This is a genomic window from Enterobacter sp. Taxon_2 (genome assembly GCF_058355295.1).
In genome coordinates this window covers 3,933,710-3,945,988 of the sequence record NZ_CM178024.1, presented here as the reverse complement: position 1 = coordinate 3,945,988, position 12,279 = coordinate 3,933,710, and the positions used below count along the sequence as shown (strand labels likewise).

The 12,279-nt window shown below is 54.9% G+C and carries 14 protein-coding genes; 10 read left to right on the top strand and 4 right to left on the bottom strand.

From position 1 onward, the window contains the following. Nucleotides 1-221: 221 nt before the first annotated feature. Together yjdI and AC4IC4_RS18655 are read left to right on the top strand one after the other, a co-directional pair. Entirely contained in the window at nt 222-452 is a 231-nt protein-coding gene (gene yjdI / locus AC4IC4_RS18660) for a 4Fe-4S mono-cluster protein YjdI (protein WP_008499689.1), read from the top strand. 10 nt (nt 453-462) lie between these two features. Next, nucleotides 463-735 carry a GNAT family N-acetyltransferase gene (locus tag AC4IC4_RS18655; protein WP_008499687.1) on the top strand — a complete coding sequence of 91 codons (273 nt, stop codon included), beginning with the start codon at nt 463-465 and terminating at the stop codon, nt 733-735. 27 nt (nt 736-762) lie between these two features. Here AC4IC4_RS18655 and AC4IC4_RS18650 read toward each other — a convergent pair whose 3' ends face one another. Further along, a complete protein-coding gene (locus AC4IC4_RS18650) occupies nt 763-1,374 on the bottom strand; it encodes a LysE family translocator (protein WP_491471681.1) in 612 nt (203 codons plus the stop codon). Nucleotides 1,375-1,489: 115 nt separating this feature from the next. Between AC4IC4_RS18650 and AC4IC4_RS18645 the strand changes: the two genes are divergently transcribed. After that, nucleotides 1,490-1,942, top strand: coding sequence for an Lrp/AsnC family transcriptional regulator (locus tag AC4IC4_RS18645; protein ID WP_029742214.1), 453 nt, complete (start codon nt 1,490-1,492; stop codon nt 1,940-1,942). A gap of 55 nt (nt 1,943-1,997) precedes the next feature. Here AC4IC4_RS18645 and AC4IC4_RS18640 read toward each other — a convergent pair whose 3' ends face one another. Both AC4IC4_RS18640 and AC4IC4_RS18635 read right to left on the bottom strand, forming a co-directional pair. Further along, a complete protein-coding gene (locus tag AC4IC4_RS18640; protein WP_491471680.1) occupies nt 1,998-3,227 on the bottom strand; it encodes an amino acid permease in 1,230 nt (409 codons plus the stop codon). Nucleotides 3,228-3,346: 119 nt separating this feature from the next. Next, nucleotides 3,347-3,808 carry a multidrug/biocide efflux PACE transporter gene (locus AC4IC4_RS18635; RefSeq protein WP_024909318.1) on the bottom strand — a complete coding sequence of 154 codons (462 nt, stop codon included), beginning with the start codon at nt 3,806-3,808 and terminating at the stop codon, nt 3,347-3,349. Between the two features lie 105 nt (nt 3,809-3,913). On the opposite strand from AC4IC4_RS18635, the gene AC4IC4_RS18630 reads away from it, so the two are divergent. The 7 genes from AC4IC4_RS18630 (at nt 3,914) to AC4IC4_RS18600 (ending at nt 11,801) form a co-directional block, all read left to right on the top strand. After that, the gene (locus AC4IC4_RS18630; RefSeq protein WP_491471679.1) at nt 3,914-4,780 is read left to right on the top strand and encodes a LysR family transcriptional regulator; all 867 of its coding nucleotides are present in this window, start codon (nt 3,914-3,916) and stop codon (nt 4,778-4,780) included. A 93-nt stretch (nt 4,781-4,873) separates the two neighbouring features. Continuing rightward, entirely contained in the window at nt 4,874-6,052 is a 1,179-nt protein-coding gene (locus AC4IC4_RS18625; protein WP_024909316.1) for an acetyl-CoA C-acetyltransferase, read from the top strand. 235 nt (nt 6,053-6,287) lie between these two features. Then, on the top strand, nt 6,288-7,124 hold the full coding sequence (kduI, locus tag AC4IC4_RS18620; RefSeq protein ID WP_491471678.1) for a 5-dehydro-4-deoxy-D-glucuronate isomerase: 837 nt from the start codon (nt 6,288-6,290) through the stop codon (nt 7,122-7,124). 63 nt (nt 7,125-7,187) lie between these two features. After that, nucleotides 7,188-7,949, top strand: coding sequence for a 2-dehydro-3-deoxy-D-gluconate 5-dehydrogenase KduD (gene kduD / locus AC4IC4_RS18615; protein ID WP_032648156.1), 762 nt, complete (start codon nt 7,188-7,190; stop codon nt 7,947-7,949). Nucleotides 7,950-8,262: 313 nt separating this feature from the next. After that, nucleotides 8,263-9,678 carry an arabinose-proton symporter AraE gene (gene araE / locus AC4IC4_RS18610; RefSeq protein WP_024909313.1) on the top strand — a complete coding sequence of 472 codons (1,416 nt, stop codon included), beginning with the start codon at nt 8,263-8,265 and terminating at the stop codon, nt 9,676-9,678. Between the two features lie 215 nt (nt 9,679-9,893). Next, nucleotides 9,894-11,018: an LPS O-antigen length regulator Wzz(fepE) gene (wzz(fepE), locus tag AC4IC4_RS18605; protein ID WP_491471677.1), complete on the top strand. Its 1,125-nt coding sequence runs from the start codon at nt 9,894-9,896 to the stop codon at nt 11,016-11,018. 90 nt (nt 11,019-11,108) lie between these two features. Then, on the top strand, nt 11,109-11,801 hold the full coding sequence (locus AC4IC4_RS18600) for an aspartate/glutamate racemase (protein WP_024909311.1): 693 nt from the start codon (nt 11,109-11,111) through the stop codon (nt 11,799-11,801). A 15-nt stretch (nt 11,802-11,816) separates the two neighbouring features. Here AC4IC4_RS18600 and AC4IC4_RS18595 read toward each other — a convergent pair whose 3' ends face one another. Beyond that, nucleotides 11,817-12,209 carry a winged helix-turn-helix transcriptional regulator gene (locus AC4IC4_RS18595; protein ID WP_081758216.1) on the bottom strand — a complete coding sequence of 131 codons (393 nt, stop codon included), beginning with the start codon at nt 12,207-12,209 and terminating at the stop codon, nt 11,817-11,819. Nucleotides 12,210-12,279 lie beyond the last annotated feature (70 nt).

Genomic DNA, 12,279 nt, shown 5'->3' with positions numbered 1-12,279 from the left:
CGGCTTGCCGTTTTGAACAGCGCTTGCGCTGGCCCCGAAGGGGCGAGGCCACAGGCCGAGTAACGCGGCAAGGGAACGAATCCCCGGGAGCGTACATAAGTACGTGACTGGGGTGAGTGCAGCCAACGCACCTGCAGCTTGAAGTATGACGGGTATATAGCCATCAGGATCCCGTAAGGCTATGCTTCATTCAGCACGATAATAATTACAGAGGCAATGTCATGGATAAAGAACTACTGGATGCGGGTTACCGGGCCTATACCGGCGAGAAAATTGACGTTTACTTCAACACCGGGATCTGCAAACACTCCGGTAACTGCGTGCGTGGCAGCGCAAAGCTGTTTAATCTGAAACGTAAACCGTGGATTATTCCCGATGAAGTGGACGTTGAAACGGTTGTCCGCGTAATTGATACCTGCCCGAGCGGTGCGCTGAAGTATCGCCAAAAATAAGCGAGGAACCATGGATATTCTGGAAGGCCATAACAAGTTTTACGTGAATGATGCGAACGGTAATCAGGTCGCGGAGATTGTCTTCGTGCCGACCGGCGAGCACCTGAGCATCATTGAGCATACCGATGTGGATGAGAGCCTGAAAGGGCAGGGGGTCGGTAAACAGCTAGTGGCGAAAGTGGTGGAGAAGATGCGCGGTGAGAACCGCAAAATTATTCCGCTGTGCCCGTTCGCGAAGCATGAGTTTGATAAAACGCGCGAATATGACGATATTCGGGCGTAAATAACACCGGCGATGGCCGGTGTTTTTTTATCTCACCTGCTCAAACAGCAATACCAGCGCTATCAGCACCATCAACCCTCCCGATGCCCTGCTCACCAGACGCGACGCCTGTGGTCGGGTCGCCAGCACCGCTTTCGAACCATACCCCACCAGCAGATAGACCAGCGTACAGGTGATAAGGTGCATGATCCCAAGCGCAGACATCTGCATCGCTATCGACCAGCTTCCGGTCGGGTCTGTAAACTGCGGAAGCAGGGCCAGGAACAGCAAAAAAACTTTCGGGTTTAGGCCGCTAATGCAGAGCCCTTTCACCGCCCACTGCGTCCAGTTTCCCGCGTGTTGGGTGGTCTTTTCCGGTGCGGCCGGGTGACGCAGCAACGTTATGCCAAGCCACAGGAGATACAGCGCTCCCGCCACGGTCAGCCCGGCTAACGCCAGCGGATGTTGAGCAATCAGTACCCCCACGCCTGCCACCACAATCAACGTGGCCAGCAGATGCCCGGACATCAGCCCCATAACCGCCGGTACCACGCGGCGGCCGTTGATCCCGGCGCTAATGGCGTAGGCCCAGTCGGCCCCCGGGGTCATGATAAGCAGAAAAGAAACCACCCAAAAGCCGGCCACAATACTCATTTCCATCGTCCTGAAAACTCCCGCAGTGCGTCAAACGTTGCGAAAAAGAATATCGTTAACCCTGCGAAATAGGCTTTCAATGTTATGCTCATAACACGGTTAAATTGAGAAAATCTTCCACATGGATAGCATCGATCGAAAAATTCTTGCTGAGCTACAGTCAGATGGCCGCTTATCCCTTACCGAGCTGGCTGAAAGAGTGAATCTGAGCCTCTCGCCGTGCCATCGACGCGTGCGGGCGCTGGAGCAAAGCGGGGCCATAACGGGATACCGTGCCAGCCTGGATCCGGCTAAAATGGGGTTTAACTTCCTGGCGATCGTCTTTGCGACGCTGAAAGAGGGGGACCGAAAGGCGGTTAGCGCGTTTGAAGCGGCGGTGGAGGAAATTCCGCAGATCGTGCTGGCGCAGCGTCTGTTTGGCGATCCCGATTATCTGATGCACGTCGTGACCCGCGACCTCTCCGCTTTCCAGAAGCTCTATGACGAGAAGCTTTCCGCCATGCCTGGCGTGCAGCATCTTCGCTCTACGCTGGTGATGAAAACGGTGGTGCAGGACAGGCCTTTTCCGCTGTAAGCAGCAGGCCAAAACTTAATGGCCTGCCCGGCAGAGCGCCGGGCATGAAAAGGGATTAGCCTACAAACATCACCGATACGCACAGCACCCCGACGATCAGCGTCAGCAGGTTGCCAATGGAACGGTACTGTTTCAGGGAGGGGATCAGATACGTCGACAGCGTCGGCATGATAAACAGGATCATGGCGATAAGCGGGCCGCTGATGGCGTAAATCATCGAAATGGCGTTCGGGTTAATGCAGCAGACGGCAAAGGTGATTAACGACACCCCCATAATGGAAATCGCGCGGTTAAAGGCGCGGCTCTTTTTCACGCCCACCTGATTGAGCGACGACTTCACGATCTCCGTCGCCCCTTCAATCACCCCAAAATAGGTGCCGAGGAACGATTTCGACATCGCAATTATCGCCACGACAATCCCGGAAATTCCCAGCCACGCCGGTGAAGAAGGCATCATCGACAGCGCGGACAGGATCGTCACCCCTTCCTCTTTGGCGGCCACAATGTACGACGGCGGAATAGAGAGCAGGCAGCTGAAGACAAAGAACAGCACGCTCAGGCAGATAATCAGGTACGCTACCTTCATGATTTTCTTGCATTTATCCATGGCGCCGTCGCCAAATTTCTCGCGACGGTCAACGGCAAACGTGGAGATAATCGGCGTATGGCTGAACGCAAACACCATCACCGGAATCGAAATCCAGACCTGGTGCAGCGTGTGGCGATCGACGGCCATCTGGCTGGTCAGCAGCGAGGGCTGCCAGCTGCCGATCAGGTAGAGCGAGACAAACAGGAAATAGGCAATCAGCGGAAACACCAGGAAGCCCATCACTTTTATCGTGATATGCCGTCCCATCAGGAAGATCAGATTCAGGACCAGCACCACGCCCAGGCTGACCAGCACGCGAACGGCGGTATCCACCGTCAGGTGTTTTCCCAGTTGCTCGGTTAACGAGTTGGTGATGGCCACCGCATAAATCTGCACCACCACAAAGAAGGCGATGAAATAGAGCGTGGTGATCAGGTTGCCGATCTTCCGGCCGTAATAGTGCGAAACGGCGCCGGTGATCCCTTCGTTGCCTTTCGTTTTTGACGAGAGGATAAATTGCGCCAGCGCTCTGTGCGGCCAGTAGGTTAAGGGATAGGCCACGAGGGCGGTAATAAACAGGACGATTGCGCCTGCGGAGCCCAGCTGAATGGGCAGGAAGAGCGTTCCTGCGCCCACGGCCGTGCCGTAGAGAGCGAAACTCCAGAGAGTCTCATCTTTTGACCAAATTTTCGACATTAGAGCAACGTATAAACTATCAAACCATCGGAATGGAGTGCAATTTACCATAGTTATGCACGGAGAGCGCAGTTGCTTCGAAGGAGTTTGGCCGGAACGGGCGTCCGGCCAGAGGCGGTTTAGCCTGCCAGGGCGCGCCGTTGCTGGCGACGCTTAAGAAATTTATCGCGAAGGCAATCGTATGCCCAGTTGTAGAACATGGTGTACGGCAGGAAGAACAGGAAGAAACCTATTTCCAGAGTGAATGCCTGAAGCAGGGTGACGCCTAGCACGGCGGCGACAATCGACACACCAATCACAATAAACCCGCATTCGAACCCCAGCGCATGCAGCGCACGCACTTTTGCCGTACGTTTGACGCGCTGAACCGGCCAGAAACGGTCGAAGCCGAAGTTATAAATAATGTTCCACAGCATGGCGGTGGTGGCCAGAATAATGGTCAACCCACCCATCTCCACCACGGAACGCTGCATGAGCCACGCCGCCGTAGGGGCGAGGATCGCCGTCGCAATCCCTTCAAAACAGACAGCATGAAAGATCCGCTCCGGCAGTTTACGTTGGAGTGCATCCTGATGTTGCATAGTCATAGACCTCATTAATTCGCCGGTATGGGCGTTGATGCAGCCTATTTTCATCGCTAAAGCTGATATATTAAAGATAGTATCCATCGCTAAAACAGATAGGTTATGCGCTATTCACCCGAAGCCCTTAATGCATTTGTCGAGACCGTTGCGGCGGGCTCTTTTTCTGCGGCCGCCCGCCGGCTGCGTAAAAGCCAGTCGACGATCAGCACGTCCATTGCCAATCTTGAAGCCGATCTCGGTTTCGAGCTGTTTGACCGCTCGGCGCGCCAGCCGGTGTTAACGGCCCAGGGGGAACAGGTGCTGGGCTACGTGCAGGCCATCCTGGCCGCCAGCACGCGGCTGGACGAGCTGGCGGTGTCGTTAACGGCGCAAACGGAGGCGCGTCTGACGTTTGTCCTTTCCGATACCCTTAACCCGGACGTGCTGGAAGAGATGATGAAACAGTTTGACGCGCGCTTTCCCCATACGGAATTCGAATGTCTGATTGGCGAGGAGGAGGACGTGATCGATCTGCTGCAAAAGGAGCGCGCGCAGATTGGCCTGACGGAAGCGCGAGACGGTTATCCTACGGATATCGGCGCCATCCGGCTGCCGATGCAGACCCGCATGGCGATCTATGTCGCGACCACACATGCGCTGGCCGGACAACATGACGTTCAGCGTGACGAGCTGCACGGCTGGCGAGAGCTGCGGCTGAGCACCTATCTGGAGCGCGAGGCGGAGATCGCGCGCGGGCCCGTCTGGTCAGCCCCGAATTACCTGTTACTCTTGAGTATGGCGGTTCAGGGATTTGGCTGGTGCGTCTTGCCGTGCGCGCTGGTGGATGAGTTTGCCGCCGCGAAATCCCTGGTACAGCTCAATGTTCCCGGCTGGCCGCGGGCGATCGGCATCGATCTGCTGTGGAATAAGCGATCCCCTCCCGGCGTTGCCGGAAGCTGGCTGCGGCAGTATCTGCAGGATGCGCGCTGATCCTTGTGATTAAACTCACTATTTTTAAACAATTAAGATAATTGCCAGTAACAATCCTCTACTATCGTCATGTCATTTAACACAGAGGTCGTGATGAAAGATGTCGTAATAGTGGGTGCGTTGCGTACAGCTATCGGCTGTTTTCAGGGAGCGCTTGCGCGTCACTCGGCGGTTGACCTGGGAAGCGTGGTGGTGAAAGCGCTGGTGGAACGTAGCGGGATCGCAGCACATGAAGTTGATGAGGTGATCCTGGGACAGGTCCTCACGGCCGGTGCCGGGCAAAACCCTGCGCGTCAGGCGGCGCTGAAGGGCGGGCTGCCCAATACCGTCTCCGCCATCACCATTAACGACGTCTGTGGCTCAGGATTAAAAGCGCTGCATCTCGCGACGCAGGCCATTCAGTGTGGTGAAGCGGACGTGATCATTGCGGGCGGGCAGGAGAATATGAGCCGCGCGCCGCACGTGTTGACCGACAGCCGTACTGGCGCACAGCTGGGCAACAGTCAGCTGCTCGACAGCCTGGTGCATGACGGGCTGTGGGATGCGTTCAATGACTATCATATGGGCGTGACGGCGGAAAACCTGGCGCGCGAGTACGGCATCAGCCGTGAGGTGCAGGATGCCTACGCGCTGAGCTCGCAGCAAAAAGCGCGTGCGGCGATTGATTCCGGTCGTTTTCGCGACGAAATTGTCCCTGTCAGCACGCAGCGTCAGAGCGGTGAGTTTATTGTCGTGGATACCGATGAACAGCCGCGCACCGACGCCAGTGCTGAAGGGCTGGCGAGGCTGAATCCTGCGTTTGAAATGCAGGGCTCGGTGACGGCGGGAAATGCCTCTTCCATTAACGACGGCGCTGCCGCCGTGATGATGATGAGCGAAAGCAAAGCCCTTGAACTCGATCTCCCCGTGCTGGCCCGGATTAAGGCGTTCGCCAGCGTGGGGGTTGATCCTGCGTTAATGGGGATCGCACCGGTCTACGCGACTCGCCGCTGTCTGGAGCGTGCCGGGTGGCAGCTTTCGGATGTGGATCTGATCGAAGTGAACGAAGCCTATGCCGCGCAGGCGATCTCCGTCGGAAAAATGCTGGAGTGGGATCCCCTTCGGGTCAACGTTAACGGCGGCGCGATCGCGCTGGGCCATCCGATCGGGGCGTCCGGCTGCCGGATCCTGGTTTCGCTGGTCCACGAAATGAAAAAGCGCAATGCCCGCAAAGGGATTGCCACACTATGTATAGGCGGCGGGCAAGGGGTGGCGCTGGCCATCGAACGCTAACTTCTCCTTATTGAAAATGACCTCCTCCGGGAGGTTTTTTTTCGCGCCCTTTTTCTCCCGACGGTTTAATTGTGATCCGAACATCATTTTCGTCATAAACAAAAATAAAAATGAAACGTTGTTTTAAATATAATTGAAAAGCCCGCTTTATGCCGATAGTATGTGTTCAATATGAAAAACGGAACGCTGTTTCGTTTATTTCTGCCTTCGGGCATGACCACATCTGGAGGTTACCGTGGACGTCAGAGAAAGCATCCACAGCGCGCACGCCAAAACGCTGGATACTCAGGGGCTACGCAAGGCATTTTTAGTCGAGCAGATATTCGAGGCCGACAGGTACACCATGGTTTACAGCCATATCGACCGTATTATTGTGGGCGGCATTATGCCGGTCACGAAAACCGTCTCCGTGGGCGGCGAGGTCGGTAAACAGCTGGGCGTGAGCTATTTCCTCGAGCGTCGCGAGCTGGGGGTGATCAACATCGGCGGGCCGGGCACCATCACCGTAGACGGACACTGCTATGAGATTGGCCATCGCGAGGCGCTGTACGTGGGTAAAGGGGCGAAAGACGTGGTCTTTGCCAGCATCGACGGCAGCAAGCCTGCGAAGTTTTACTACAACTGCGCGCCGGCTCACACCACCTGTCCAACCAAAAAAGTGACCCCGGAAGACGTCGCACCCGTGACGCTGGGCGACAACCTCACCAGCAACCGCCGCACCATCAATAAATACTTCGTGCCGGACGTGCTGGAGACCTGCCAGCTCAGCATGGGATTGACCGAGCTTGCGCCAGGTAACCTGTGGAACACCATGCCGTGCCATACCCACGAGCGCCGAATGGAGGTCTACTTCTACTTCAACATGGAGGAAGACGCCTGCGTGTTCCACATGATGGGACAGCCGCAGGAAACGCGCCATATCGTGATGCACAACGAGCAGGCGGTGATTTCACCGAGCTGGTCTATTCACTCCGGCGTAGGGACGAAAGCCTACACCTTTATCTGGGGAATGGTGGGCGAAAATCAGGTCTTCGATGATATGGACCATGTTGCGGTCAGCGATTTGCGCTAGTCGCGGGCAGTGAAGCATAAACCTGCCTGTGAGTGACAGGCTCTGAAAGAGTAAGGAATAAACATGATTCTGGATGCATTCTCTCTGCAGGGGAAAGTGGCTGTGGTTTCCGGCTGTGACACCGGGCTGGGGCAGGGGATGGCGTTAGGCCTGGCGGAAGCGGGCTGCGATATCGTCGGAATTAATATCGTTGAACCGACTGAAACCCTCGAACGCGTGACGGCGCTGGGGCGCCGTTTCCTGAGCCTGACCGCCGACCTGCGTAAAATCGATGCCATTCCTGAACTGCTGGATCGCGCGGTGGCGGAATTCGGTCATATCGACATTCTGGTCAACAATGCCGGGCTGATTCGCCGCGAAGATGCGATCAACTTCAGCGAGCGCGACTGGGATGACGTGATGGATTTGAACATCAAGAGCGTATTTTTCATGTCCCAGGCGGCGGCAAAGCACTTTATCGCGCAGGGGAACGGCGGCAAGATCGTGAATATTGCCTCCATGCTCTCGTTCCAGGGCGGCATCCGCGTGCCGTCTTACACCGCGTCCAAAAGCGCCGTGATGGGCGTGACCCGCCTTCTGGCAAACGAGTGGGCGAAACACAACATCAATGTGAATGCGATTGCGCCGGGCTACATGGCGACCAACAACACGCAGCAGCTGCGTGCAGACGAGCAGCGTAGCGCGGAAATCCTCGACCGTATTCCGGCGGGGCGCTGGGGTCTTCCGCGCGATCTGATGGGGCCAGTGGTCTTTCTGGCCTCGTCGGCATCGGATTACATCAACGGCTACACCGTGGCGGTCGATGGCGGCTGGCTGGCACGTTAATTCCACCTGCATGACGAACCTCTGCCCTCGGGTGGAGGTTTTTTTTGGCTAAAAATTACCATTATCCATATGACATAAGATGAAAAATCCATACTGAGAATTCACAAATGACGCGTATCACATTTTTATTGCTTAAATATTAGGTAATTAATAAAAAACGTGGCTATTTCAGCATTAGTTGAAATTGTAATGTCCATCACAGATCGCTATGCCATAGCGAAATAATCCATATCTTCACGAATTCCCGCCTGACACTTTTTCTCGCTTTCTCGTAATTTCAGTTAACGAATTTTGCTGTTGAGGCAGGAAAAATATGACATCTATCAATGACTCTACCTTAATGCCCGCTGCGCTGCGTGATACCCGGCGCATGAACCAGTTTGTCTCTATTGCCGCCGCCGTGGCGGGCCTGTTATTTGGACTGGATATCGGCGTCATTGCCGGAGCGCTGCCGTTTATTACCGATCACTTTACCCTCAGTAACCGTCTGCAGGAGTGGGTGGTGAGCAGCATGATGCTCGGCGCGGCCATCGGGGCACTATTTAACGGCTGGCTATCGTTCCGCCTGGGGCGCAAATACAGCCTGATGGTCGGGGCGATCCTGTTCGTCGCGGGTTCGATCGGCTCCGCGTTTGCGACAAACGTAGAAGTGCTGCTGCTTTCCCGCGTGCTGCTGGGCGTGGCGGTGGGGATTGCCTCCTACACCGCGCCGCTTTATCTCTCCGAAATGGCGAGTGAGAACGTGCGCGGCAAGATGATCAGCATGTATCAACTGATGGTCACGCTGGGTATTGTGCTGGCGTTCCTGTCTGACACCTACTTCAGCTACAGCGGCAACTGGCGCGCGATGCTCGGCGTGCTGGCGCTGCCAGCGGTGGTGCTGATTGTCTTAGTGATTTTCCTGCCGAACAGTCCGCGCTGGCTGGCGCAAAAAGGGCGCCACGTGGAGGCAGAAGAGGTCCTGCGCATGTTGCGCGATACCTCGGAGAAAGCGCGCGAAGAGCTGAACGAGATCCGCGAAAGCCTGAAGCTGAAGCAGGGTGGCTGGGCGCTATTTAAGATCAACCGCAACGTGCGCCGGGCGGTCTTCCTCGGCATGTTGCTGCAGGCGATGCAGCAGTTCACCGGCATGAACATCATCATGTACTACGCGCCGCGTATTTTTAAAATGGCCGGGTTCACCACCACGGAACAGCAGATGATCGCCACCCTGGTGGTCGGGCTGACCTTCATGTTCGCCACCTTTATTGCGGTATTCACCGTGGACAAAGCCGGCCGTAAACCTGCGCTGAAGATTGGGTTTAGCGTGATGGCGCTCGGCACGCTGATCCTCGGTTACTGCCTGATGCAATTTGATAACGGCACGGCGTCAAGCGGACTTTCCTGGCTTTCTGTCGGGATGACCATGATGTGCATCGCTGGCTACGCGATGAGCGCCGCGCCCGTGGTGTGGATCCTGTGCTCCGAAATTCAGCCGCTCAAATGCCGTGACTTTGGCATCACCTGTTCCACGACAACCAACTGGGTATCGAACATGATCATCGGTGCGACGTTCCTGACGCTGCTGGACGCGATTGGCGCAGCGGGAACGTTCTGGCTCTATACGGTACTGAATGTGGCATTTATTGGCGTCACGTTCTGGCTGATCCCGGAAACCAAAGGCGTGACGCTGGAACACATCGAGCGCAAGCTGATGGCTGGAGAGAAACTGCGGAACATCGGCGGATGATTTTTTGCCCGTCCGAAGGTTTTAATACGTGCCGCAACTGGAAAGGGAAAGGTGGCTTAATCACAATAAAAATGTGACTAAGATCACCACTAACTTTGGTAGGGAGTAGACATAGAGAGGGAACAGGCATTAGGATTTTTCTTATGTTGATGTATTATCGGACCACCGCCATCAATGTTAAGAGATGCGTTGCATCCGGAAAAAGAAGAATCACTATGTCAGAAATGGATTTCAAAAAAAGCACGGACCTCGACTTTCCCCGTTATGCCGGCCCGGCTGTAAGCGCAAAAGAGATCGATCTTCTGGGACTTTTTGAGGTCCTTCTGGCGGCGAAAAAACGTATCGTCGCCATCGTCTTTGCTTTCGCGCTGGTGGGGCTGGCCGTTTCATTTTTACTGCCGCAGAAATGGACCAGTAAAGCGGTGATCACCCCGGCAGAACAGTCGCAGTGGAATCCGCTGCGCCAGATGCTGGTTGCCCTGCAGGTGCTTGACGTGGACGTGAAAATTACCCGTCCAGAAATTTTTGATCTCTTTATTAAAAAGTTTCAGTCGCAGACATTGCTCGAAGAGTACATGAAATCCTCTCCTTATGTGATATCGCAGCTTAAAGGTGTTGAGGTGGATCCGCTCGATCTGCATCGTGCGATAGTCAACATCTCAGACAGAATGAAAGCGGTGAATGACGATCAGGGAAAAGACGCGGATAAAGTGCCTTTTGTCTCCTGGACATTGAGCTTCACTGCGCCAACAGCAGGCGATGCGCAAACCGTTTTGGAGGGGTATATCAATTATATCGTGGCTATCGTCGAAAAAGAGACGGTGCAGAATATCCGCAACCAGATCGCCCTGAAAACGAACGTTGTTGAGCAGCAGCTGGAACTGGATCGTGTTCGTCTGACCAATGTTCACAATACCAACCTGCAGCGACTGAATTATTCCCTGGAAGTGGCGAATGCCGCCGGTATCAAGAAGCCGGTCTACAGCAACGGGCAGGCCGTAAAGGATGACCCGGATTATTCCGTTGCGCTCGGTGCTGACGGTATCGCGCAAAAACTGAAGATTGAAAAAAATCTGAAGGACGTGACTGAACTGAATGCGGACTTTCAGAACCGGGAATACTATCTGGCACAGCTGAAAAAGCTCTCCTTTGCTGATGTTAAACTTGAGCCATTCCGGTACCAGCTCACTCCTTCCATGCCGGTGAAAAAGGATGGTCCAGGCAAGGCACTGATTGTTGTTCTGGCGGCGCTCCTGGGGGGCCTGTTTGCCTGCGGTATCGTTTTACTGCGCGAGGCGATGCTCACCCGTAATCCACTCCCCGAGCCGGTGACGGAATAAACCCTGCAGTTTAAAAAGGCGCTAAATTGAGCGCCTTTTTTTATTGGCATCGGTTATGTTAAAAGAAGAAATCAACGAAAAGGAGGGATGATGAAAACGATCGGCCTGTTAGGTGGTATGAGCTGGGAATCGACAATCCCTTATTACCGTCTGATTAATGAAGGGGTAAAGCAGCGTCTGGGTGGTCTGCACTCCGCAAGTCTGCTGCTGCACAGCGTTGATTTCCATGAAATCGAAGCCTGCCAGTCGAGCGGTGAGTGGGATAAAGCCGGAGAGATCCTGGCTCAGGCGGCGCTGGGACTGGAGCGCGCCGGCGCCAGGGGGATAGTGCTTTGTACCAATACCATGCACAAGGTGGCGTCGCATATTGAAGACCGCTGCTCGCTGCCGTTTCTGCATATCGCGGACGCGACCGGGCGTGCGATTGCGGCATCCGGAATGCGCCGCGTAGCGCTTTTGGGTACACGCTACACCATGGAGCAGGATTTTTATCGCGGACGTTTACACAGTGAATTTGGGATAGAAAGCCTGATCCCGGATGAAGAAGATCGGGCGCGCATCAATCAGATTATCTTTGACGAGCTCTGCCTCGGTACCTTCAGCGAAGCTTCCCGCGCGTATTACGTCAGCGTTATCGATAAACTTAGGCAGCAGGGGGCCGAAGGGGTGATCTTCGGCTGCACTGAGATTGGTTTGCTGGTACCCGTCGAGCGAAGCCCTCTCCCGGTATTTGATACCACTGCAATTCATGCCGCTGATGCCGTGGCGTTTATGTTGTCCTGAGCTCCCGGTTTAGGTTTACGTGTTGGCGGCGTCATAAGCGGATTGCGCCGCCACAATGGCATCAATATTATTTTCCACCCAGTGCGCAAGCACCGTCACCGTTTCGGTTAACGTCTGGCCAAGCGGCGTCAGGCTGTACTCGACTGTTACAGGTACCGTGGCGAATATCTTTCGCGACACCAGCCCATCACGTTCCAGTTTGCGTAAAGACTGGGTCAGCACCTTTTTGGTGATTCGCTGAATATCACGTTGAAGATGACTAAAGCGCATCGGTCCATTCTCAAGGCGCGCAAGAATTAACAGTGCCCACTTATCGGCGATACGCGTCAGCACGCCGCGGGTCGGGCAGCGTTCATCGAACACGTTGTAAGGAGGCATTTCCTTTTTCAGAACTGCTGTTTGGGTCATGGTGGTTCCCTCAAGGTAACCAGGTGAGATAAAGGTGCCTTCTTACGCCCGTGAACGTTTGCGTGTATAA